This is a genomic window from Delftia sp. NA_296.1 (assembly GCF_052692095.1).
This window is the reverse complement of sequence record NZ_JBQZGF010000006.1, coordinates 150,176-172,295: the sequence shown is the minus strand read 5'-3', so window position 1 is coordinate 172,295 and position 22,120 is coordinate 150,176. Positions and strand designations below refer to the sequence as shown.

Sequence of the window (22,120 nt, the reverse complement as noted above, 5' to 3'; positions counted from 1 at the left end):
GTAATGTGCATTCATGTCTTGAAATACATAAGATATGGTTTTTCAATATATTTCATGCAAAAATGGCATGAATAAAAGGAAAAACATGGACCGACTGCTCTGGATGACCTGCTTCGCCCGCGCGGTGGAGACAGGCAGCTTCTCTGCTGCGGGGCGCGACCTGGGCCTGGGACAACCCAACGTGAGCCGCTACGTTGCGGCGCTGGAAGAGCACCTGCAGACACGGCTGCTGCACCGGTCCACACGCAAGCTCTCCCTGACGCCGGAGGGTGAGCGCTACTACGCCGACGCGCGGCGCATCCTGGATGCCGTGGACGAATCGGAATCGTCGTTCCGGGACAGCGTCGATCCTTCAGGGCTCTTGCGCGTGGCCTGTCCCACCTCACTGGCACACACCTTCGTGATGCCCCACGTCCCCGCGTTTCTGGAGCGCTACCCGAGGCTGGCCCTGGACCTGCAAATCAGCGATCGCTACGTGGACCTCGTCAACGAGGGGACTGAACTTGCCATTCGCATTGGACATCTTGAAGACAGTGCGCTGCGAGCTCGGCGCGTCGGCTCGTACGAGCGGGTGTTCGTTGCCAGCAAGGGCTATCTGGCCAAACGCGGAGAGCCACAGACACCCGATGAACTGCGTGACCACGACTGCGTGGTCTACACCTTGTTGTCGTCCGGTGCGACATGGCGCTTCCGTGACGCCGAAGTTCCGGTTTCAGGCCGGTTGAGGGTCAACTCGCCCGACGCGGTTCGCGAAGCGGTCATCGCCGGTTTGGGGGTTGGACACGGCCCCGCGTGGTTGTTCGAGGGGGGGCTGAAAAGCGGGGCCTTGCAGCGCATCCTGCTGGAACATACCGCCCCGCATGTGCCTGTTCAGATCGTCTACGTCGCAAACCGCTTGCTTCCCACACGGGCCATCGCGTTCATGGACTTCATGAGCGACGTGTTCTCCAGGATTCCCGCATTCGGTGCCGCTGGCCAGGAGCAGGGGAGTTAGTTGCATATGTTCCTTATGGGGTCGACTGCGGACAGTCGATCAGCTCGCCCCCGAAAGACTGTTCCCAGCCTGAAGCCACCGGCCAGCAGCCGGCTGGCGACGCCCGGCTGTGGCCTTCGGTTGCTGGCGGCCATTCAAGGGCCAAGACACCTACCTCGCATCGCCTGGCTTCCTTGTTCCACTGCGTCGCATGCAGGCGTACGGCAGCACGAAGAGGTACAGACCGCTCAACAGCAAGAGAAAGAGCGGGGGCAACGGCGAGTAGCTGACCCAGGAGGGAGGTTCCCCCTGCGCCCGGACAATGAAGTTGGCGATGACGGTGACCGTGAAGGCGACTGACAGCCAGCGGTGGATCTGCCGGATCCGGTGGTTCCAGTTCAAGGCGGCCTCCCTTAGCGGCGCGCCTGGATCATCTTCCACCCGTTCCCCGACGGATCGCGGAAGCCTGCGTCCACGGTGCCGTACCGTGCCACGGGTTCCTGCGTGAATTCCACCCCGCTTGCGAGCATTCGGTCGTAGGCCGCGCGGCAGTCGTCCACGGTCAGTACGAGGGGCGGCATGGCGCCTTTGGCCACAATCGCGCGCACTGCCTGCGCCGTTGCTGCGTCGAGCACGGGCGGGCCGGGGGTGAACAGGCCGAGCTGGAACGACGGCTGTTCCGGGTGCTGCACCGTGAGCCAGCGATAGTCGCCGTTTGCCACGTCCGTGTGGACGCGGAACCCGAGTTTGTCGACATAGAACGCGAGTGCTTCGTCTTGATCGCGCACATACAAACCAACCACTTCAACGCCTTGAATCATGGAATCTCCTGTTGTTCGGGTTCGTTTGTATCGCTTGTTGCCCGGCGTCGCTTCTCCGAAACTGCGGTCGTGAGGTCGGGGCGGTGCGCGGCGCTGAGGATGCAGGCGGGCACGCGGCCCAGCTCGCGCATCGTCGCCCGGGCGCGCACCCGGACTGCGCTGGGACTGTCGCCTGTGATATCGCGGAAGGTGCGTCCGAAGGTGCCCAGGCTTGCCCAGCCTGTATCAAAGGCGATGTCGGTAATGGCCAGATCGGTTTCGCGCAGCAGCGTCATTGCCCGCTCGATGCGCCGCGTGAGCAAGTACCGGTGCGGCGGACTGCCGAAGGCCTGCTTGAACGACCGGGCGAAGTGCGCTTCGGACACGCCACTGACCTGCGCCAGTCGCCCGACAGGCCAGGCCTCGTGCGATGCGGCGTCAATGCTGTCCTTCGCGCGCAGCAGCCGGCGCAACAGTTCAGGATCCTGGTGTGCAAGGTCGTTGTTCATGCCGTCTCCGGTGCCATCGGGAAGCATTTTCGTCTCTTGGGAGTCCACGGTTTGGGAATAGACCCCTGCGCACGAACTGTATGGATGGACAGTAGAATTTCGGGCTCGATAGTTTCCACAAGGGAAGGGTCTGGACATGTCCGCAGAACTCGAACAAGAAGTCGTCTCAATCTTCGAAGACCGCCTTTGGCATCACAACGGCTGGGAGGCCCGCGTCATCAAGAATGAAGACGACGATGGCTGGGCCGTTGCCATGACCCAGGACGGCCAGGTGGAGCCAAGCCTGGTCGGCCCGTGGACCATGGGCCGCGACAAGAAAAATCCCAAGCCGCTGGACGTTTCCGCCTTCAACACGCTGGTGAAGACGGCGCACGAGGTGATGCGCCGGCATGAGCAGCATCTGGCAGCGCAGTTGCACAAGGATGTGCAGATCGTGGTGAGCGGGTCACGCGTGACCGTCTCTCTGGATATCGAGCCCGATGAGGACAATCCCAGCGCCACGCTCACCGCCACTGCCGCCGACGGCAGCGAGCTGGCCAAGGTGGGAGTCAGGCCGGACCATCAGCTCACCCGGACGTCTGCGCAAGCCTGGGCAGAGGCAGGCTACCCCCGTCCCAGCGAGGACTGAGCCGCGGGCAAGGCCGGGGAATCAGGGGGCTGTTTCACAGCTGCCTTCCAAGGCGGATATGCGGCTTTGCGGCTTTGCCACACGCTCTAGATGTGCAGCATGGCCAGCCCGCCCACGCCAAGGCCTAGCGCTGCCACGCCGAGCATGGCGTATTCCAGCCATTTCTTCTTGGTCAGCAGCGCGATGGCTGCAAGGGCAATGGCGACCTGCAGCGCGGTGGTGGCCTGCGCCCAGCGGTGATGCAGATGCATCTGCATCTCGGACTTCTCGTCCCATTGCCGGGCCTCGGCTTCCAGGCGGTCGGCATCGCGCTTGATGTCGTCCTTTTCCTTTTCGTAGCGCTCCACCTTGGCCTGGTAGGCGGCCCGCCTGTCCTCCGTGGTCGCCAGATCACGCGCGAACTCGGACAGCGATTGCTTGGTGCTCTTGGCCTGGAAGAAGGCCCACTGGTTGGCCGCTTCGGTCTTCTTGATGGCTGCGTCGTTCTTGTACAGCCCGGCATTGGCCTGGGTGGCTCCGCCCATGTACGCGAAGATGGCTCCCACCGTGGCGATGACTGCCGTGCACATGGCGATCTGGTTGGTCAGGCTGCCGCCGCCGATGCCGTGGTGGGCGGTTTGGCCATGCTCGCCCTGGGCAGCATGTTCGAGTTCGTGATCGTGTGGGCCGTGGACGTGAAAGCCGCCGGAAGACATAGGTGCCAATTCCTTGATGCAATGGGGTGGCGCATTATGGGGCCGGCCTGGCGGCAATCCAGGGCTCCCAGGATGTGCGGGGCGCATGGCCCGCTTGGAGGTCAGCGCCTTGGCTGGCGGCCTGCAGATGGGGGAGTGGGATCAGGCGGCAGTCGCGCGGTGCGGCAGCGCTGCGAGCAGTATTTGACCTCGTCCCAATCACGTGCCCATTTTTTGCGCCATGTGAACGCAAGACCGCAGCACGCACACAGCTTGGAGGGCAGGTGGGGCTTCTTGTGCATGGCGCGGGCGTTCCTGTGGTTCAGCGCGTCAGCGTGGCCAGGGCGCGCCGGGCCAGCGCCCGTCCGCTGAGCCAGGCGCCTTCGACGCCTGCGCCGCACATCCAGTCGCCGCACAGGCCCAGGCCCGCAGGCGCGTCCCACCAGCAGCGGTTGACCAGGTGCGGCGCCGGCAGCGCATAGCGCCAACGGTGGGCAGTGACGCGCAGGCTGCCTGGCAGAGAGTCGGCCAGTGGCCCGGCCAGGGCCTCGAATGCCTGCAGCAGTTGCCGGGCCACGGATTCGGCGTCCGATTCGATGTGATCCTGGCTCCAGCGTGCACTGGCATGCAGCACCCAGGTCTGAGGTCCTTGCGGCACTTGCGGCCCCTGCCGCCCTGGCTTGGCGCTGTCGCGTGCCACCCAGCACAGCGGGCCATCCGTGATTTCTGCCGCATCCCAGTCCAGCGGCAGGGGGGCGTCGGTGCGCAGCATGGCCACCCAGCAAGGCTGCATGCGCGCGCTGGCAGCCAGTGCCGCCGCATAGGGCGAGACCGGCTCCAGCAAGGCTGCCGCCTGCGGTGCAGGCACTGCCAAAACCAGGGCGCAGTATTCCGATCCGATCTGCCCGTGTTCGGCACAGTGCACAGTCCAGCAGGCAGATTCGTACTGCAACTGCTGAACCGTGGCTTGCAGGTGCAGCCGTGCGCCATGCCCCTGTTGTGCAAGCCGCTGGACAAGAAACGCTGCGGGAGAGGTCATGCGCGGCACGCCCACCCAGCGGTCGGGGCCTGCATCTGCTGGCACCACGTCGTTGCCCTGCAGGCGCACTGCGCGCGGACGCCAGGCGGCGACAACGCCGTACTGCTCCCACTGGCGCACCTCCTGCACAAACTCCGGGTCCTGGGCCGCAAACGATGGAGCGCCGTGATCGCACTGCCACACACCCTGCGGATCCTGCGCGCGCCGCGTGCTCATGCGCCCCGATGGGCCTCGGCTTTTCTCGAAGATATCCACGCGGCAGCCGGCCTCGGCCAGCAGTTGTGCACATGCCAGACCTGCCATTCCCGCGCCGATTACCGCGACGGGGGGCGCGCCGTTCACAAGGCCTCCTGGCTGTGCGCTTCCTGGTGGCGCTCATGGCTGACCCAGATCAGCGCGCCGGTATCTACGCCCAATTCCGCGGCCTTGGCGACGATGGATTGCAGCGTCTGCGGGGGCAGTTTCGGCTCTTTGGCCAGTATCCAGCAGTACTGCGTGTCCGGCCCGAGGACCAGCGCCCAGCGGTAGTCAGGGTCCAGGGCGGCCACATGGTAGCCGCCGTAGAACGGGCCGAAGAAGGAGACCTTGAGCGAAGCCGTGTCCGGCTTGCCCGTGAACAAGGCCTTGCCGACGGCGCGCTGCCACTGGCCCCGGGGCACGGAAAACCCCCGGTTCACCACCTTCACGCTGCCGTCTGCCTGCGGCGTGTACTCGGCGGTCACATCGGTCATGCCCCGCTCGAAACCATGGTCCAGCCGAGCCAGTTCGTACCACAGGCCCTGGTAGCGCTGCAGGTCGAACGGTGAGACGGGCGTGACCGAGCCGGGCGGGCGCATGCTGGCGCAACCGCTGGCCAGCAGGCCGGCGCCAAGGGCCGTTGCCAGCAGGGTGCGCCGCCTGGCGGTGAAGACGGGGCGGGGGGCGGGAAAGTTCATGCGTATGTCCTTGATGTTCTTGTCGTCTGCCGCCATCGGGCGACCAGCGGTTGCAGATCCGTGAGATGGCGCACCGGCGTGATGCCCGCGACCGGGCTGGAATAAAGCGCCGGGCATGCTCCACCGGCCCACAACTCGATGGCCGGCGGCAGGTGGCTGCGCAGCTCGCCCAGGCAAGCCTGCGCCATCGCTCCGTTGTGTGCGCTGCTGAAGCTCAGCCCCACGATGTCGGCGCGATGCGCCCGCGCGGCCTGTGCCACGTCGCCGATGGGCGTCTGGGTGCCCAGCGATACGCAGTTGCAGCCTTCCAGGGCCAGCAGGGCTTCGACCATGAGCAGCCCAAGTCCATGCATCTCCTGCGGGAGCGTGGTCAGCAACACCTTGGGCGCGGACGGCGGGGAAGGGGGGGCGAGCGAGGCGATCGCCTGCCTCAAGACGCCGGTGAGCACCTCGGTGTACAGGTGCTCTTCGAACACTTCAAAACGCCCCTGTGCCCAGAAATCGCCGACCGCCGTGGTCAGCGGGGCCACGAGCGTGGTCACGAAACCGGCCAGGCCCATGCGCGACTGGGCCAGGCTCAGGCAATGCCTGAGCTGGCCGGGATCATGGGCGGCAATGGCGTTGAGCATGGGGGCGAAGCGGTCAGAGTCTGCTGCGTTCTCTGAATTTGTCCTGGACAAATCCTTGCCCGGCGAGGTGTCGGCGCGGGCCAGCAGCGTCTGCAGGCCGTCCAGATCCACGCCCATCAGCTTGCTGGGGCGCAGTCCCGTATCCATGAGCCGCCGGATCAGGGTCAGTTGTCGAACCTGGTCTGCCGGGTAGCGGCGATCGCCTGCCGAATCCCGTTCAGGCCTTGGAAAACCGTAGCGTCTTTCCCAGACACGCAGGGTGTCCTTGGCAAGTCCGGTCTCGCGTTCGACGGCCGAGATGGGCAGCCCGGGGCCAGGCGCCAAAGGCAAGGGGTCAGAAAGTGGCGTCATTGATCTGAAGGGAGCAAAACGTCCGGCCATGGCCGGGATGTTTTGAGGGATTTTGCGAATTGTCTAGGACAAAAATATGTTTTGTCCAATATATTACATAGAGAAACAAAGCGCAGGCCCGCTGGCCGCCACCCGGCAGCCGCTGGCGCGAGTGCTTTGTAGATCCCGGCCAGGAGATGACTGCCCCAGGCGCAGGCGAGGCTTCACACCATGATCGCCGCGCCCTTGTGCAGTCTTTCCGGCCACGCAGTTCGTACCGATGATCATCATGAATTTGTCCAACTGGCCACTGGCCCGCCGTCTCGCAGCTGCCTTCGCATGCGTCATCGCCATTTTTCTTCTTGTCATCGCGCTGGCCGTGAGCAGCCAGTCCCGGCTCAAGGAGGCCCAGCAATGGAACGAGCACACCTTCAAGGTCATGTCTCAGGGACAGCGCATGCTCACGGGCATGGTCAACATGGAGACGGCCTCGCGGGGCTATCTCCTGTCGGGTGACTCCCGTTTTCTTGCCCCCTGGGATGAAGGACTCAAGGAGTTCGAGGCCTCCTGGCAGGAGGCCGTACGCCTGACCGAGGACAACCCCGCCCAGCAGCGCCGCCTGGACGGTATCCGGCTGCGCCACCGTGAATTCGTGCAGGCGGTGCAGCCGCTGCAGGCTCTGCGGCGGCAAGTTCAGGATGGCACGGCGACGGTCGAGGATCTGGTTCGCGAGTTCTCCCTGGGGCGCGAGAAGGCGGCCATGGATGGGCTGCGCGCACTGCAGGCGGACCTGGTGCGAGAGGAGGAGCAGCTCATGGCCGAGCGCCTGACGCGCACCGAGTCGCTGGCGGCAATGACGCTGGCGTTCGAGCTGGGCGGCGCGCTGGTGGCCGTCGTGCTGGCCGCTCTGCTGGGGACCTGGGTCACGCGCTCCATCACCGGCCCCATCGGCCGGGCCATCCAGGTGGCACGCGCGGTGGCATGCGGGGATCTGACGCAGCGGGTGGAGGCCACCACCCACGATGAAGTGGGGACCCTGCTGCGCAGCCTCGGCGAGATGAGTGATGCGCTATCGCAGGTCGTGGCCGTCGTGCGCAGCGGCAGCGAATCCGTGGCAAGTGCAAGCACGCAGATTGCCCAGGGCAACACCGACCTGTCCTCGCGAACCGAAAGCCAGGCCAGCGCGCTTGAACAGACGGCGGCCTCCATGGAGCAGCTCGGAGCCACCGTGACCCAGAACGCGGATGGCGCGGGCAAGGCCAACGCGCTCGCGCAGCAGGCCAGCGGCGTGGCCGGGCAGGCGGGCGAGGTGGTCACCCAGGTCGTGGACACGATGAAGGGCATCAGTGAAAGTTCGCGCCGCATCGCCGACATCATCAACGTCATCGACGGCATCGCGTTCCAGACCAACATCCTGGCGCTGAACGCTGCGGTGGAGGCTGCGCGTGCCGGTGAACAGGGCCGCGGCTTCGCTGTAGTGGCCTCCGAGGTCCGCAGCCTGGCCGGCCGCAGCGCGGCGGCGGCCAAGGAGATCAAGGCGCTGATCTCCGACAGCGTCGAGCGGGTCGAACAGGGCTCTGTGCTGGCCGACCGCGCGGGGGGCACCATGGCCGAAGTGGTGATGAGCATACGCAGCGTCACCGACCTCATGGGCGAGATCAGCGCGGCTTCCGCCGAACAACGCAGCGGCGTGGCGCAGGTGGGCGAGGCGGTCATGCAGATGGACCAGGCGACGCAGCAAAACGCGGCCCTGGTGGAGGAAATGGCGGCGGCAGCCACGAGCCTGCGGCAGCAAGCGCATGACCTTGTGCAGTCCGTGAGCGTTTTTCGCCTGGGGCCCCAGGCGCAGGGTTGAGGCACCAGCGAGCAGCGCAGTTGCCCCCGGCCCTGCTGGCTATTGGAAAAACGCCGGGCAGGTGCTGGGCAAGGCGGTGGTGGAAATGGCCTCGCAGGTGTTGCGGAAGGTCAGGTTGCCTTGCCTGTCGGTGGACAGTTCCCACACGCTGTCGTAGTCGTCAAAGCTCCAGGGCGGCACTTGCGCTGCGGCGGCCGGGTTGCGGTACATGCCGGTCAGCAGGTATTGCACGGCCTTTTCGATATGGGCGTGTTCCCAGCCCACCAGAACCGTGCCGCCCTGCGCCGCACGGCTGAAGTAGGGGGAGGCACGGTTGAAAAGCGCCTGTGCCAGGTCGATGGCATCGTTCCATTGGAACTCGGCCAGCGTCAGGGGCAGGCCGTGCTCGATGGCGAACGGCGCGACGGTCAGCGAGGGGCGGATGTACGAGCATGTTCCGTTGCAGCCGATGATGTTGTCGGGGTCGGACGTGAAGATGTGGTCCGGCTTGCGCTTCATGATGTCGCTGAGCCGGGCGTTGGCGCCCAGCGCGCGCCACTGCCCCTGGCACACGTAGTTGCCGTTTTCGAAGTTGCCGCTGGGGTGTGCTTCCACGTGGCGCACCAGGTACACCTTTTGTTCGGTGTAAGGCTGCCAGCCGCCCGGTGCCCTGGCCTGGATGGTGACCGGCGGCTGGGCACAGGCGGCGCGCGGGGGCAGGGGCAGCCTGGGGAACTGCGGGTCATCGGCAATGCCGTCGCTGTAGATGCCCAAGGCAAACGGCTGGCTTTGGCCCGACAGCACCACGTACTGGTGGGTGCCGTTCAGTGCCAGCGCATCGTTGCTGAGGCTGCCTGCCATGGCCTGGATCATCTCGGGCGGCATGGCCATCACATAGGTGCCACGCGGCTGGTTGCCCAGCAACTGCTGCACGAAGTACGCCGGGGAGTTGTAGACGCTGGCATCGCCCTGGCTGAGTTTCTGAGAGCTCACCCCGAAGTTGTTCAGCAGCGCATAGGGCTCGATGGTTTGCAGCGGCACCATGCTGGGCGAGCCCGCATAGGTGAATGCATACACTTGGCGCACCTGCCCCGCCTTGCCTGCCAGCAAGCCGTTGAGCAACTGGCCAAAGCGCAGCGCGTGGTTGAGGCCCGTGGGCGAGAGGTTGTTGCCTTCGGCGGCCTGGCTTTCAAAGCCGGGCACCAGGACAAGGTTCCAGTCGTTCGGATTGAGGGCTGGAGAGGCCGCCAGGGCGGCGCGGTTGAGGCACAGCGCGCACAGCAGCAATAAAAGGACACGCAGCATCATGGTGGTTTTCAGGTGGCCCGCGCTGTGCGTTGTGAATGCGCGGTGAGGTGGGAGGGCGGTGGGTTGAAGGTGCGCGGGCCGGCCGATCAGGGCGTGAAGTACTGGCGGCGCTGGTGCTGCTCCTGGTGCATGGGGAACATCACGGCGTAGAACTCGGTCCAGCCACCCATGCGCACGCGCAGCAGGTCGTAGCGTTCCGGGTCCTTGCTTGCGGCCTGGTAGGTGGCCAGATCGGCGCAGGTCAGCGTGATCAGGTTGGAGCCCGTGCCGCCGTCGGCATAGACGCGCAGGAAGCGCTTCAGGTCCTCCAGCGGGAAGTTCTCGGAGATGTTCATGTCCACCGGGGAGGCGTTGGAGAGCCCGTAGTCAATGGCCTCGTTGCGCCAGCTTTCCAGCGATTGGTAGATGTTGCGGAAGGCCGGGGCCGCCGCCAGGTCCTGCGGCGCCGGCACGGGTGACAGGTCGGACGCAATGGGCATGCCGTTGCGGCGGCCATCGGCCGTGGCGCCGCAGGGCGCGCCATCGCCCACGTAGCCCTCGAATGTGCCGATGCCCGGGGTGACGACGAATTCGAACGCGCCATAGGTCTTGGCAATGCCGTCCAGCACCGGCTGCAGCGCGGGATGGGGCTGGCGGATGACATCCACGCACAGGTGGATCAGGTGGTCCATCACCCAATTGCCCAGTTCATCCACGTCCTTGTGGCCGCTACCCCATTTGGGCAGCTGCAGGGCGATGTCGCGCCATTCCTGGTAGCGGCGTGCGCGCTCGCCCGCCGCCGCAGGCCCCATCAACGCGTTCTGGTAGGGCTCGACCGGGGTGTAGCCCCAGTCGTTGATCAGGCAGTCCACCAGCTCGGGGAGCGTGGCAATCGCCGTCTCGCGGTCGTACACCAGCTTCTTGATCGCATAGAGGGAATCGATGGTGTTGGAGACGCCCACGCACAGCGGCGCAATCATGTGAAAGCGCGCCCCGGCGTTGGTCAGGTCGCGGCCGGACTCGACACAGCCGTCGATCAGCGTGGACAGCAGGGGGCTGGGGCAGATGTCGCCCAGATTGCCGTAGGCACCGAGGATGACGTTGTAGGTCTGGATCACCAGCCATTCCAGTTGGCGCAGGAACTGCGACTGCAGCTGTTCGAAGCTGTCTATCTCATGTGCGGGCGGGGAACGGAACGTCTGCTTCAGGCCGCGCAGGTAGATCGGCCCGGCCGCGCCATAGGTGGCGCCCTGGTTCAGCGCCTGCTCCAGCGCCGTCATGGGCGTGACGTTGGCAAACGCGAACTCTGTGGCACCTGCCAGCATCGGCTCGTAGCAGCCGTCGGCGGCATAGTCGCGCGACCAGCGCAGCGACACGTCTTTGCCCGAACGGCGCAGCGCTTCGCACAGCTTGTCATCCTGGTAGAGGATGGGGTGGGCACCGCCTGCCAGCAGCGACTGGGCCGCCGCGTCCAGCACCTCCTGGGGCATGTCCTTGTAGACCCGCAGCGAGAGCGTGGGCGCGTTCACCGGTATGCGGCGCGCCGCCTTCAGGCACAGCATGGTCACCGGGTTGACGCCGCCGGTGGGCTGGGCATCGTCATTGGCCACATAGCCGCCCACGGTGATCTGCTGCACCCACTGGTTGATGCCGCCGCCCTGAGGGAAGTTGCCGCCCAGCCCGCACACGGCCGTGGTGCCGTAGTTGACGTAGTCGGTGATGTTGGCCCGGTTCACGAAGGCGTTCTCGCCCATCTTCAGCCACAGGCAGTCGATGATCTCCTGCGCACGGGCCTCGTCCAGCGGATGCTTTTGGAGCAGCGGCCACAGGATCTGGTCCAGCCGCCCCAGGGCCGTCAGCTCGCCCAGCAGGTGCAGGCAGCAGTGAAAGGAAAAGATCAGCTGCACGCCGTCATGGAAATCACGCGGCGGCTCGCTGCTCAGGTGGCGCAGGCGGGCGGCCACGTCGCGCATGTTCTGTGCGTCCTGCGGCGTGGTGGCGCGGGCCACGGACTGCTCGGCATGTTCGGCCCAGTTGAGCAGGTAGCGCTGCACGCCTTGCAGCGACCAGATCGCCCCCTGATAGAACTCCTGCTGCGCCGCCGCCAGGCCGGGCTGTGCCTGCTTTTGCTGCAGCTGCGCCAGCAGGCCGCCCAGGCCCAGATCGACCAGGCGCTGGTAGTGCGGCACCACATGGCCCATGGCCGACCATTCGTTGAGCTCGCCCTTGAGCCAGGCTGCAATGGTCTCCTGCTCGCTCAGGTAGGGCACCACTTCCTTGCCGCGCCCGAGCGTGAAGTCGGGAATGATGCCCACCAGCAACTCTTCGGGGTAGATGCGCAGCAGCTGGTTGTCCTGCGCCAGCCGCGAGTGCGGGGCCGAGAGCAGGTCGGCCAGCGTCTTCTGGTTGGCCAGCCCCTTGCGCAGCAGGGCCGAGCCCTGCAGCACCGGCGCTTCGTCCGGTGTCGTCAGCGTGGACAGGTGCGGCAGGCGCGGAAAGGGCTGGCGGCGCAGCCAGCCGTCGCTCCAGTGCGAGAAGGTGCGCCCCAGCAAGGCCAGCAGGCGGGGGCCGGGCGGGTCACCGGGCGCATAGCCGCCCTCGGCCATCTGGTGCAGGTAGTCCTGCGAGTTGTAGAACATGTAGCCGTTGGGGCTGCGCACGTCCCAGTGCGGGTCTTCCTCGGTATCGGCCACGCTGGCCACTTGGGCCACGTCCAGCTCTGCAGCCGCCGGCACATACCAGTAGGCGCCCGCCACGCCCTGCACCACGCTCATCAGCCGATCGACGGGGCGATCGGGCATGTCACCCATCAGGTGGTGCAGGATTTTCTCGAAACGCTCCTGTTCGTTGCAGAAGGCCACGAACATCAGCCCCGTCTCGCGCGCCGCGTGGCCGGCCTGCTCGCCAAATGGCAGTGCCTGGCGCAGCAGCTTGCGGTTGTCGCCATTGGCATCACGCACATGGGCGCGGTGGATATGCGCGTCTCCAGGTGCCTGCGGCAAGATGGCTCCATCCGTATCGCGGCCGATCATGGCGTCTTCGCTGTCCGGCGACATGGCGGCAATGGCGCGCCAATCAAACAGGAATTTCTGGGTGAAGGCGAATGAGGCGCCCGCATACGCATCGCCCAGCAAAATATCCGCGGCCAGACTGATGGGATCGTTGGGATTGGTGATGCCGTCCAGATAGCGGCCGCCGATGACACGGCCATCCTCTCGTTTGCCGGCCTCCACTACGTCGATGTGGCTGGCCAGTGCTTCCAGCGCGGACATGCATTCGCTCACCAGGCGGCGCGCAGTCTCTGCATCGGGCGCCTTGAGGAAAAGCAGCACATCTCCGCCGGTATTGCGCAATTTGGGCGAATGGTCGAGCACCTTGCGGCTGACCGGAATCTCGCGGTTCTGCCAGCGGCCCCACAACTGCGGTGCAAATGCAGCCACCAGCCCCGAGGGCTGGGGCGCAGCCTCGCTGGCCTGGGCCAGCTTGCGCACCACATCCAGCACCGCCTGCTGGCTGGCAGGTCCATGGTCCCGTAGCGTGATGGTGAGAACCTGGCCGAATAAGGCCCGCAGCAACAGGCCGCGTTGAGCACCCTTGACGACGTTGGCAAACATGCGACTTCCTTGCGATGGGGATTGAAAAGAAGCAACGCTCGTAAAGACTGTTCAAAGCGGTACTCCGGCAGCAAGACTGCGGAGCAGGCGGCGATGGATGCCGCTCAATACCCCACGTCCCGAACCGGATCGCAAGTTAAACCAAATGTAAAAAATTTTCCAACTGAATATAAATTCTTCTTGTTTACTCGGATAGAGTGATATTTGTTCGCCTTGTGCTATACGCGCAGACGCCTGCTTCATTACAACGAATGATTCGGTTTGTCACGCCCGGGCGATCCATCCATAAATACCCTGGACATCTTGGTTATTTGATATTGCCATATCGTTATCGGGAGTCTTGCGTGCTCTCGCTATTACGAGCGATTACGAGCGATTTCAAGCGATGTCGCCAATGCCAGGCCCGCAATGAATCCATTGAATATCCATCCCTATAGCATCGGCTCGATTGGCGATTCGATCGACAAGCCCGCATTTCCCGGAGTCAGGGTTTTCCAATGGCGACGGTGCTCGTCAGGTCCACGGCCCAGCGCCACCCCCAAAAAAAGAGGCGTGGACAGGGCGCACAGGCAGGTCGGAGGCGGCAGGCCCGGCCATCCGGTTTTCCGAACGATGCAGGCGTTCCATCGTTCGGATTTCCGTGTCACCTTATGCATAAAAGTAAGGTCGATATAGGCGAATCAAGCAGTTAGCGCGGGGTGCAGGTGCCGGATGCGGCTGGCACGGTCTGTGCACTGTCAGGCGCAGGCCACGTGCATCGTGGTTGTGTATGCAGGGAGACAAGCCCGTCTTCGCTGTGGCATCCGGCCCGTGGCCGGCAGCCGTGGTGGCCGGGCTCGCTTGCAAGACCGAAATACGTCCAACGAAAAAATCCGCATGAAATTCAACCGCTTGACCACCATGGTGCTCGTGGCCATGGTCCTCGGCGTGCTGGTGGGCTATGCCTGCAACAGCTACGCACCCACGCCCGAGGCCGCCAAGGAAATCGCCAGCTACTTCGGCATCCTCACCGATGTCTTCCTGCGCATGATCAAGATGATCATCGCGCCCCTGGTGTTCGCCACCCTGGTGTCGGGCCTGGCCAACATGGGCGACGCCAAGGCCGTGGGCCGCATCGGCGGCCGCGCGCTGGGCTGGTTCATCGTGGCCTCGTTCTGCTCGCTGGCCATCGGCCTGATCTATGCGAACGTGCTGCAGCCCGGCCATGGCCTGAGCGTGGCCCTGCCGTCGTCGGCCGAGGGCCTGAACCTCAAGACCTCGGCGCTGAACCTCAAGGACTTCATCGCCCACGTGTTCCCCAAGAACATCTTCGAGGCCATGGCGACCAACGAGGTGCTGCAGATCCTGGTGTTCGCGCTGTTCTTCGGCATTGCGCTGGGCAACCTGCACAACCAGGCCGCGCGCTCCATGGTGGGCCTGATGGACGAAGTGGTGCACATCATGCTCAAGGTCACCGACTACGTGATGCGCTTCGCCCCCGTGGGCGTGTTCGGTGCCGTGGCCGGCACCATCACCATCCATGGCCTGGGCATGCTGTCGGTGTTCGGCAAGTTCATGCTGTGCTTCTACCTGGCCCTGGCCACGCTGTGGGTGCTGCTGATCGTGGCCGGCTACTGCGTGCTGGGCCGTGACATCTTCCGCCTGCTGAACCTGATCCGCGGCCCGCTGCTGGTGGGCTTTTCCACGGCCAGCAGCGAATCGACCTATCCCAAGCTGATGGAGCAGCTGGAGAAGTTCGGCATCAAGCCGCGCATCATCGGCTTCGTGCTGCCGCTGGGCTACTCGTTCAACCTGGACGGCTCGATGGTCTACACCACCTTCCTGGCCATCTTCATCGCCCAGGCCTACGGCATCGACATGACGCTGACGGCCCAGATCACCATGCTGCTGGTGCTGATGGTGTCCAGCAAGGGCATTGCCGGCGTGCCGCGCGCCTCGCTGGTGGTGGTGGCCGCCGTGCTGCCCATGTTCGGCCTGCCCGAGGCGGGCATCCTGCTGATCCTGGGCATCGACCACTTCCTGGACATGGGCCGCACGCTGACCAATGTGCTGGGCAATGCGATCGCCACGGCCGTGGTGGCCAAGTGGGAAGGCGCCGTCGATCCGACCGCGGCCACGGATGACGACGAGTCCCTGCTGCCCACGGACCATTCCGAGCAAGGGCGGCCCGCTGTCTCGGCCTGAGGCCCAGGCGGCGCTGGGGGGCACTGATAACATCGGTGCCTTCACCATGCCCGCCCGCCGCCCCCTGCGCCAGCTCATCCTGCTTTTGCTGTGGCTTGCCCTGAGCGGGCTGAGCGGCTGGGGTGCGTACCTGCTGGCGCAGCGGCTGGGCATCGCCGATCTGCGTGCCACGGGCATGCACCGGCTGGAGCTGTACGGCGCCAGCCTGCAGCGCGAGATCGGCAAATACGCCTTCCTGCCCGACGTGCTGGCACTGGAAGGCAATGTGCAAAGGCTGCTGGCCGAGCCCGGCGACGAGCAGCTCACCAACCGCGTCAACGCCTACCTGGAGCAGCTCAACGACCGCGCGGGCACGCTGACCGCCTACCTGGTCGATGCGCGCGGCCACGTCGTGGCCTCCAGCAACTGGCGGCGCACCGACAGCTACATGGGCGAGGACCTGAGCTTTCGCCCCTACTACCGCACCGCCATGGCCACGGGCAGCGCGCGCTTCTTCGGCATAGGTACCACGCGCGGCGAGCCCGGCTACTACCTGGCCTCCACCCTGGGCGACGACACCCACACGCTGGGCGTGGCCGTGGTCAAGGTTAGCCTGGACCAGCTGGAGCAATCGTGGTCCACGGTGGAGGCGCCCGTGCTGGTGGGCGACGAGAACGGCGTCGTCATCCTGGGCACGGTCTCCGACTGGAAATTCACCACCCTGCGCACGCTGGACGAGGGCACGCGCGCCGCCTTCGACCACACGCGCCAGTACAACCGCCGCGCGCTGGAGCCGCTGGGCCTGCAGGTGCTGCGCGACCTGGGCCAGGGCGCGCGCCTGGTGCGCATTGCCCGCCATGGCGAGGAATCGCCAGGCTCGGTCTACCCGGTCAGCGGCCGCTTCCTGGCCCAGTCGCGCCAGCTGCCGGGTACGCCCTGGACGATCACCGTGCTCTCGCACCTGGAGCAGGTCGATCAGCTGGCCCAGAGCCGCGCGCTGGCCGCGGCCGTGGGCGCGGCCTTTGTGCTGCTGCTGGCCATGATGGTCAACGAGCGCCGCCGCCACCTGCGCGACCGGCTGGCCGCGCGCGAGGCGCTGCAGGCCGCGCACGACGAGCTCGAGCGCAAGGTGGAGCAGCGCACGGCCGACCTGTCGGCCGCCAACGAGGCGCTGCAGGCCGAGGTGGCCGAGCGCACCCACGCCGAGGCCACGCTGCGCGCCGCCCAGGACGAACTGGTGCAGGCCGGCAAGCTGGCCGTGATAGGCCAGCTGTCCACGGGCGTCGCCCATGAACTCAATCAGCCGCTGACGGCGCTGCGCACCCTGGCCGGCAACAGCCAGCGCTTTCTGGAGCGCGGCGATACCGAAACCACGCGCGTGAACCTGGAGCGCATGGCGCAGCTGGCCGACCGCATGGGCCGCATCACCGGCCAGCTGCGCAACTTTGCGCGCAAGTCCAGCGGCGCCAGCCAGGCCGTGCCGCTGGCGCATGCGCTGGACAATGCGCTGGCCGTGCTGGAGTCGCGCGTGGCCGAGACCGGCGCCCGCATCCTGCGCGATGACGGCGTGCCCGAGGCCGTGGCCTGGTGCGACCGCAACCGCATCGAGCAGGTGCTGATCAACCTGATCAACAACTCTCTGGACGCCATGCGCGGCCAGCCCGCGCCCTGCCTGGAGCTGGCCTGCGCCGTGGCCGATGGCCGCGCCCAGGTCACCGTGCGCGACCACGGCCCGGGCCTGAGCGAAGCGGCGCAGGCCCATCTGTTCCAGCCGTTTTTCACCACCAAGGAAGAGGGCGTGGGCCTGGGCCTGGGGCTGGCGCTGTCGGCCGGCATCGTGCGTGAATGCGGCGGCACGCTGACGGGCAGCAACCATCCGGGCGGCGGCGCCGTCTTCACGCTGAGCCTGGCCCTGGCACCCTCCACACCTTCTGCCGACACACCATGACCGACGCCCTCAAAGTCCTGATCATCGAGGATGACCCCGACATCGTGCTCGGCTGCGAGCAGGCGCTGCAGCTCGAAGGCATCGCCTGCGAAAGCGTGGGCAGCGCCGAGCAGGCGCGCCGGCGCCTGTCGCGCGACTTCGCGGGCATCGTGGTCAGCGACATCCGCCTGCCGCGCATGGACGGCATGGCATTCCTGCGCGAACTGGTGGCCATGGATGCCGAGCTGCCCGTGGTGCTGATCACCGGCCACGGGGACATCTCCATGGCCGTGCAGGCCATGAAGGACGGCGCCCAGGACTTCATCCAGAAACCCTTCGCCCCCGAAACCCTGGTCGGCGCCGTGCGCCGCGCCCTGGAGCGCCGCCGCCTGGTGCTGGAAGTGCGGGCGCTGCGCCAGCAGCTGGACCAGCGCGACAGCCTGGAGCACCGGCTGATAGGCCGCGCGCCCAACATGCGCCAGCTGCGCCAGATGCTCACGGGGCTGGCGCAGAGCGCGGCCGATGTGCTGATCCAGGGCGAGACCGGCACGGGCAAGGAACTGGTGGCGCGCTGCCTGCACGAAGCCAGCGCGCGGCGCGAAGGCAACTTCGTGGCCGTCAACTGCGGCGGCCTGCCCGACACGCTGTTCGACAGCGAAATGTTCGGCAGCGAGGCCGGCGCCTATACCGGCGCGGGCAAGAAGCGCATCGGCAAGCTGGAGCACGCCAGCGGCGGCACGCTGTTCCTGGACGAGATCGAGAGCATGCCCCTGCCCATGCAGATCAAGCTGCTGCGCGTGCTGCAGGAACGCGTGCTGGAGCGCCTGGGCTCCAACACCCTGATCCCCATCGACTGCCGCGTGATCGCGGCCACCAAGGTCGATCTGCTGGAGTTGAGCCGGCAAGGGCTGTTCCGCGCCGACCTCTACTACCGCCTGAACGTGGCCACCGTCTCGCTGCCGCCGCTGCGCGAGCGGCGCGAGGACGTGCCGCTGCTGTTCGAGCACTTCGCGCTGCAGGGCGCCGCGCGCCACCAGCGGCCCGTGCCCGAGCTGACCACCGCGCGCGTGCAGCAACTGCTGGGCTATGACTGGCCCGGCAACGTGCGCGAGCTGCGCAACGTGGCCGAGCGCACGGTGCTGGGCATCGAGACCGGCTCGCCCCCCTTCGGCCAGCCGGCCGGCACCACGGCGCAGGACGCCGCGCCCCGGCCGCTGTCCGCCGCTGTCGAGGCCTTCGAGCGCGCCCTCATCGCCGACGCCCTGCGCCGCCACGCCGGCAGCCTGGCGCGCACGGCCGAAGCCCTGTCCATGCCCAAGACCACGCTGCACGACAAGATCCGCAAGTACGGACTGGATGGGTAGGCACCCTCAACCCCGCTCCCCGAACTCCACGCTTTCGCGCGTCCAGCGCCGCGCCTGCTCGCTCAGGCTCAGCCCCAGGCCGGGGCGCGTGGGCACGAGCATGCGGCCATCGGCGATGTCCAGGCGTTCGTTGAACAGCGGCTCCAGCCAGTCGAAGTGTTCCACCCAGGGCTCGTTGGCGCAGGTGGCGGCCAGGTGCACGTGCAGCTCCATGGCGAAGTGGGGCGCCAGGCTCAGGTGGGCCAGTTCGGCCTGGGCGGCGATCTGCAGGAAGGGCGTGATGCCGCCCACGCGCGGCGCGTCGGGCATGAGGAAGTCGGCGCTGCGGTGGCGTATGAGATCGCCGTGCTCGGCGGCGCTGGTCAGCATCTCGCCGGTGGCGATCGGCGTGTCGAAGCGCGCGGCCAGCGCGGCATGGCCTTCGTGGTCGTAGGCGTCCAGCGGCTCCTCGATCCAGACCAGGTTGAATTCCTCGAAGACACGGCACATGCGCTGGGCCGTGGGGCGGTCCCATTGCTGGTTGGCATCGACCATGATGGGCGCGGCATCGCCCAGGTGGGCGCGCATGGCCTCCACACGCCGTATGTCCAGCGCGCAGTCGGGCTGGCCCACCTTGAGCTTGATGCCGCCAATGCCGCGCTCCAGCGAGGCACTCGCGTTGCGCTTGAGCTCATCGAGCGGCGTGTGCAGAAAGCCGCCCGAGGTGTTGTAGCAGCGCACGGATTCGCGCTGCGAGCCCAGCAGCTTGGACAGCGGCAGGCCCGCGCGGCGCGCCTTGATGTCGTAGAGCGCCACGTCGAAGGCCGCGATGGCCTGCACGGCCAGCCCGCTGCGGCCCACGGAGGCGCCGGCCCAGCACATGCGTGTCCACAGCCGTGCGATGTCGCTGGGGTCTTCGCCCAGCAGGGTGGGCGCGATTTCGCTGGCATGGGCGAACTGGCCGGGGCCGCCTGCGCGCTTGGCGTAGCTCAGGCCCAGGCCCCGGTGGCCGTCGCGGGTCTGGATCTCGGCGAACAGCATGGCGACCTCGGTCATGGGCTTTTGGCGGCCCGTGAGCACCTTGGCATCGCTGATGGGCCGGGCCAGGGGGAGGTAGCAGGACGACAGGCGTATCCACTGGATGCGGTCCTGGCTGGTGGTTTCGGAGAGCGCGGAAGAGGTCATGGCTGCGGGAGTGCGGTGGTTGGAAAAAGGACAGGGGCAGGCATCAGTCGATCCTGATCTTTCCGGCCTCGATGACCGTCTTCCAGCGCGCGTATTCCTGGCGCTGGAACTCGGCGAACTGCTGGGGCGTGCCGGCCACCATCTCGTAGCCGATGGAGACGAACTGCTCGCGCACCCGGGGATCGTTGAGCGCCTCGACAAAGGCCGCATGGGCCTTGTCGCGCAGCGCAGGCGGCAGGCCCTTGGGCGCGACGATGGCCTGCCAGGAGGCGACTTCCACGTTCTTCACCCCGGCCTCGGCCAGCGTGGGCAGGTCCGGCAGCACGGGCGAGCGGCGCGGGCTGGTCACGGCCAGGGCGCGCATCTTGCCGGCCCGGATGTGCTGGATCACGGCATTGATGTTCTGGAACGAGGCGTCGACCTGGCCGCCGATCAGGTCGGCATGGGCGGGCGCGCCGCCCTTGTAGGGGATGTGCACGCCCTGGGTGCCCGTCTGCTGCCAGAACAGTTCGGCCGTCAGGTGGTCGCTGGAGCCGTGGCCGGCCGAGGCAAAGCTCATCTTGCCCGGATGGGCCTTGAGGTGGGCGACCACGTCGGCCACGCTTTTGTGCGGCGAGGCGGCAGGCACGACCAGCACGTTGGGCGACTGCACGGCCACGGTGATCAGGTCGAAGTCCTTGAGGGCGTCGTAGGGCAGGTTCTTGATCAGGTGGGGCACGATGACCAGCGGGCCCAGCGAGGTGACGAGAAAGGTCTGCCCGTCCGCCGCCGCGCGCTGCACGAAGGCTGCGCCGATGGTGCCCGTGGCGCCGGCCTTGTTCTCTACCACGAAGGACTGCCTGAGCCTCTCGCCCAGCCTGGGCGCCACGGCGCGCGCGACCTGGTCGGTGGAGCCGCCGGCGGGAAAGGGCACGACCAGGGTGACGGGCCTGTCGGGCCAGGCCTGGGCCGATGCAGAAAAGGCAGCGAGCGCGGCCAGGGCCAGCGCCATGGCACGAAGAATGTGATTCATCTTGTCTCCTGATTTGTGAATGACATCGTTGTCATTTCCGGGGAAATGAAAAAGCGCCGATGCCATTTTTTAGATGCAAGGATTTGCGCTTCCCGCAAAATGATATCGTTGTCATTTTGGCTGTCAATCACGATTTCTGCGATGCAGGGCAGGCCTGGCGCCCGTGCGTGGAGGGCGGTCTGCTATCTTCAGGCCCGTCCCCGATACCAGCCCGCGATCGCGCTTGCCCATGAACACACCCACACCACCCAGGCCCGCCACGCTGCACGACGTGGCCGAGGCGGCCGGCGTCTCGCTGATCACGGCCTCGCGCGCACTGGGCAATCCTTCCATCGTTTCGGAGAAGACGCGCGAGCGCGTGCGCCAGGCCGTGGAGGCCACGGGCTACATCCCCAACCTGCTGGCGGGGGGGCTCAAGTCCAGGCGCAGCCGCATGGTGGCCGGCGTGGTGCCTGCGCTGTCGGTGTCGCAATTCCTGCCCACGGTGCAGTCATTGACGGCCACGCTGGCGCAGGAGGGCTATCAACTGCTGCTGGGCCAGACCTTCTACGACGAGCAGCGCGAGGAAGAGGTGCTCAACGCCATGATCGGGCGCCAGCCCGACGGCATTGTGATGATGGGCCTGGTGCAGTCCGACAAGGCGCGCGAGCGGCTGCGCAGGACCGGCATTCCCGTGGTGGAAACCTGGGACTTCAGCGACCGGCCGCTGGACATGGTGGTGGGCTTTTCCCACCTCAAGGTGGGCAGCGCGCTGGCCGGCTATTTCCTCTCGCGCGGCCTGCAGCGCGTGGGCATGGCCACGGGCAGCGACCATCGGGCCCAGCAGCGGCGCGAGGGCTTTCTCGCAGCCTGGGGCCGCGAGGTGCCCACGGTCACCGTATCCGCGCCCGGCAGCCTGGAGCTGGGCCGGCAGGCGCTGGGCCAGTTGCTGGCGCAGCAGCCCGATCTGCAGGCCGTGGTCTGCAGCTCGGACATGCTGGCCCACGGCATTTTGGTGGAAGCCCAGGCGCGCGGCCTGCGCGTGCCCGTGGACCTGGCCGTCTCGGGCTTCGGCAATGCCGATTTCGCGGCCCACCTGCTGCCGTCGCTGACCACCGTGCATGTGGACGGACCGGGCATAGGCCGCCTGGCCGCCGAACTCGTGCTGGCCCGCTGCAAGGGCCACAGTGCCGTGCGCTCGGCGTTCGACCTGGGGTTCGAGCTGATCGAGCGGGATTCGACCCGCCGAGCTTAGAGGG

Annotated in this window: 18 protein-coding genes; 7 read left to right on the top strand and 11 right to left on the bottom strand. The window is 66.5% G+C overall.

From position 1 onward, the window contains the following. The first annotated feature begins 85 nt into the window (after positions 1 to 85). Positions 86 to 994, top strand: coding sequence for a LysR family transcriptional regulator (locus ACUTR7_RS16760; RefSeq protein ID WP_096916606.1), 909 nt, complete (start codon positions 86 to 88; stop codon positions 992 to 994). Between the two features lie 392 nt (positions 995 to 1,386). On the opposite strand, the gene ACUTR7_RS16755 is transcribed toward ACUTR7_RS16760, so the two are convergent. Beyond that, positions 1,387 to 1,794 (bottom strand): VOC family protein, encoded by a 408-nt coding sequence (locus ACUTR7_RS16755; RefSeq protein WP_013801980.1) that lies wholly within the window; start codon positions 1,792 to 1,794, stop codon positions 1,387 to 1,389. Continuing rightward, positions 1,791 to 2,282, bottom strand: coding sequence for a helix-turn-helix domain-containing protein (locus ACUTR7_RS16750; protein ID WP_445609332.1), 492 nt, complete (start codon positions 2,280 to 2,282; stop codon positions 1,791 to 1,793). Before ACUTR7_RS16750 ends, ACUTR7_RS16755 begins: the two co-directional genes overlap by 4 nt. A 136-nt stretch (positions 2,283 to 2,418) precedes the next feature. On the opposite strand from ACUTR7_RS16750, the gene ACUTR7_RS16745 reads away from it, so the two are divergent. After that, the gene (locus ACUTR7_RS16745) at positions 2,419 to 2,910 is read left to right on the top strand and encodes a hypothetical protein (RefSeq protein WP_034394802.1); all 492 of its coding nucleotides are present in this window, start codon (positions 2,419 to 2,421) and stop codon (positions 2,908 to 2,910) included. A gap of 86 nt (positions 2,911 to 2,996) precedes the next feature. Here ACUTR7_RS16745 and ACUTR7_RS16740 read toward each other — a convergent pair whose 3' ends face one another. From ACUTR7_RS16740 to ACUTR7_RS16720, 5 genes are all read right to left on the bottom strand, one after another. Beyond that, entirely contained in the window at positions 2,997 to 3,605 is a 609-nt protein-coding gene (locus tag ACUTR7_RS16740; RefSeq protein WP_012206105.1) for a DUF4337 domain-containing protein, read from the bottom strand. Between the two features lie 101 nt (positions 3,606 to 3,706). Next, a complete protein-coding gene (locus ACUTR7_RS16735; protein ID WP_013801983.1) occupies positions 3,707 to 3,886 on the bottom strand; it encodes a DUF2256 domain-containing protein in 180 nt (59 codons plus the stop codon). A 20-nt stretch (positions 3,887 to 3,906) separates the two neighbouring features. Further along, positions 3,907 to 4,965 (bottom strand): NAD(P)/FAD-dependent oxidoreductase, encoded by a 1,059-nt coding sequence (locus ACUTR7_RS16730; RefSeq protein ID WP_445609331.1) that lies wholly within the window; start codon positions 4,963 to 4,965, stop codon positions 3,907 to 3,909. Beyond that, positions 4,962 to 5,594 (bottom strand): lipocalin family protein, encoded by a 633-nt coding sequence (locus ACUTR7_RS16725; protein ID WP_445609330.1) that lies wholly within the window; start codon positions 5,592 to 5,594, stop codon positions 4,962 to 4,964. Before ACUTR7_RS16725 ends, ACUTR7_RS16730 begins: the two co-directional genes overlap by 4 nt. Then, on the bottom strand, positions 5,555 to 6,538 hold the full coding sequence (locus tag ACUTR7_RS16720; protein ID WP_445609329.1) for a MerR family transcriptional regulator: 984 nt from the start codon (positions 6,536 to 6,538) through the stop codon (positions 5,555 to 5,557). The genes ACUTR7_RS16725 and ACUTR7_RS16720 overlap by 40 nt, the downstream gene beginning before the upstream one ends. Positions 6,539 to 6,797: 259 nt before the next feature. Here ACUTR7_RS16720 and ACUTR7_RS16715 point away from each other — a divergent pair, with 259 nt between their 5' ends. Continuing rightward, positions 6,798 to 8,372: a methyl-accepting chemotaxis protein gene (locus tag ACUTR7_RS16715; protein ID WP_074922952.1), complete on the top strand. Its 1,575-nt coding sequence runs from the start codon at positions 6,798 to 6,800 to the stop codon at positions 8,370 to 8,372. 39 nt (positions 8,373 to 8,411) lie between these two features. Here the strand turns inward: ACUTR7_RS16715 and ACUTR7_RS16710 are convergent, their stop codons facing one another. Both ACUTR7_RS16710 and ACUTR7_RS16705 read right to left on the bottom strand, forming a co-directional pair. Then, on the bottom strand, positions 8,412 to 9,659 hold the full coding sequence (locus tag ACUTR7_RS16710) for a hypothetical protein (protein ID WP_445609328.1): 1,248 nt from the start codon (positions 9,657 to 9,659) through the stop codon (positions 8,412 to 8,414). An 86-nt stretch (positions 9,660 to 9,745) separates the two neighbouring features. Then, entirely contained in the window at positions 9,746 to 13,252 is a 3,507-nt protein-coding gene (locus tag ACUTR7_RS16705; protein WP_445609327.1) for a Dyp-type peroxidase, read from the bottom strand. Between the two features lie 876 nt (positions 13,253 to 14,128). Between ACUTR7_RS16705 and ACUTR7_RS16700 the strand changes: the two genes are divergently transcribed. Genes ACUTR7_RS16700 through ACUTR7_RS16690 form a run of 3 tightly spaced genes read left to right on the top strand, consistent with a single transcriptional unit; the run spans position 14,129 to position 18,706 of the window. Beyond that, complete coding sequence (locus ACUTR7_RS16700; protein WP_043821572.1) at positions 14,129 to 15,436, top strand: dicarboxylate/amino acid:cation symporter; 1,308 nt, start codon at positions 14,129 to 14,131, stop codon at positions 15,434 to 15,436. A gap of 46 nt (positions 15,437 to 15,482) precedes the next feature. After that, positions 15,483 to 17,363 (top strand): sensor histidine kinase, encoded by a 1,881-nt coding sequence (locus ACUTR7_RS16695; RefSeq protein ID WP_034394780.1) that lies wholly within the window; start codon positions 15,483 to 15,485, stop codon positions 17,361 to 17,363. Then, entirely contained in the window at positions 17,360 to 18,706 is a 1,347-nt protein-coding gene (locus tag ACUTR7_RS16690; RefSeq protein ID WP_013801992.1) for a sigma-54-dependent transcriptional regulator, read from the top strand. The genes ACUTR7_RS16695 and ACUTR7_RS16690 overlap by 4 nt, the downstream gene beginning before the upstream one ends. Before the next feature lie 6 nt (positions 18,707 to 18,712). Here the strand turns inward: ACUTR7_RS16690 and ACUTR7_RS16685 are convergent, their stop codons facing one another. Next, positions 18,713 to 19,870 carry an L-talarate/galactarate dehydratase gene (locus ACUTR7_RS16685; protein ID WP_445609326.1) on the bottom strand — a complete coding sequence of 386 codons (1,158 nt, stop codon included), beginning with the start codon at positions 19,868 to 19,870 and terminating at the stop codon, positions 18,713 to 18,715. A 43-nt stretch (positions 19,871 to 19,913) separates the two neighbouring features. After that, the gene (locus ACUTR7_RS16680) at positions 19,914 to 20,882 is read right to left on the bottom strand and encodes a Bug family tripartite tricarboxylate transporter substrate binding protein (protein ID WP_445609325.1); all 969 of its coding nucleotides are present in this window, start codon (positions 20,880 to 20,882) and stop codon (positions 19,914 to 19,916) included. A gap of 229 nt (positions 20,883 to 21,111) precedes the next feature. Between ACUTR7_RS16680 and ACUTR7_RS16675 the strand changes: the two genes are divergently transcribed. Continuing rightward, the gene (locus ACUTR7_RS16675) at positions 21,112 to 22,116 is read left to right on the top strand and encodes a LacI family DNA-binding transcriptional regulator (protein WP_445609324.1); all 1,005 of its coding nucleotides are present in this window, start codon (positions 21,112 to 21,114) and stop codon (positions 22,114 to 22,116) included. The last annotated feature ends 4 nt before the right edge of the window (positions 22,117 to 22,120 follow it).

Excerpts from the sequence above, each read along its gene's own strand:
- ACUTR7_RS16745 (WP_034394802.1), top strand. The coding sequence starts at position 2,419 with ATGTCCGCAGAACTCGAACAAGAAGTCGTCTCAATCTTCGAAGACCGC.
- ACUTR7_RS16735 (WP_013801983.1), bottom strand. The coding sequence starts at position 3,886 with ATGCACAAGAAGCCCCACCTGCCCTCCAAGCTGTGTGCGTGCTGCGGT.
- ACUTR7_RS16760 (WP_096916606.1), top strand. The coding sequence starts at position 86 with ATGGACCGACTGCTCTGGATGACCTGCTTCGCCCGCGCGGTGGAGACA.
- ACUTR7_RS16705 (WP_445609327.1), bottom strand. The coding sequence starts at position 13,252 with ATGTTTGCCAACGTCGTCAAGGGTGCTCAACGCGGCCTGTTGCTGCGG.
- ACUTR7_RS16695 (WP_034394780.1), top strand. The coding sequence starts at position 15,483 with ATGCCCGCCCGCCGCCCCCTGCGCCAGCTCATCCTGCTTTTGCTGTGG.
- ACUTR7_RS16690 (WP_013801992.1), top strand. The coding sequence starts at position 17,360 with ATGACCGACGCCCTCAAAGTCCTGATCATCGAGGATGACCCCGACATC.
- ACUTR7_RS16715 (WP_074922952.1), top strand. The coding sequence starts at position 6,798 with ATGATCATCATGAATTTGTCCAACTGGCCACTGGCCCGCCGTCTCGCA.
- ACUTR7_RS16755 (WP_013801980.1), bottom strand. The coding sequence starts at position 1,794 with ATGATTCAAGGCGTTGAAGTGGTTGGTTTGTATGTGCGCGATCAAGAC.
- ACUTR7_RS16675 (WP_445609324.1), top strand. The coding sequence starts at position 21,112 with ATGAACACACCCACACCACCCAGGCCCGCCACGCTGCACGACGTGGCC.
- ACUTR7_RS16725 (WP_445609330.1), bottom strand. The coding sequence starts at position 5,594 with ATGGCGGCAGACGACAAGAACATCAAGGACATACGCATGAACTTTCCC.
- ACUTR7_RS16700 (WP_043821572.1), top strand. The coding sequence starts at position 14,129 with ATGAAATTCAACCGCTTGACCACCATGGTGCTCGTGGCCATGGTCCTC.
- ACUTR7_RS16740 (WP_012206105.1), bottom strand. The coding sequence starts at position 3,605 with ATGTCTTCCGGCGGCTTTCACGTCCACGGCCCACACGATCACGAACTC.
- ACUTR7_RS16680 (WP_445609325.1), bottom strand. The coding sequence starts at position 20,882 with ATGAATCACATTCTTCGTGCCATGGCGCTGGCCCTGGCCGCGCTCGCT.
- ACUTR7_RS16750 (WP_445609332.1), bottom strand. The coding sequence starts at position 2,282 with ATGAACAACGACCTTGCACACCAGGATCCTGAACTGTTGCGCCGGCTG.
- ACUTR7_RS16720 (WP_445609329.1), bottom strand. The coding sequence starts at position 6,538 with ATGACGCCACTTTCTGACCCCTTGCCTTTGGCGCCTGGCCCCGGGCTG.
- ACUTR7_RS16685 (WP_445609326.1), bottom strand. The coding sequence starts at position 19,870 with ATGACCTCTTCCGCGCTCTCCGAAACCACCAGCCAGGACCGCATCCAG.
- ACUTR7_RS16710 (WP_445609328.1), bottom strand. The coding sequence starts at position 9,659 with ATGATGCTGCGTGTCCTTTTATTGCTGCTGTGCGCGCTGTGCCTCAAC.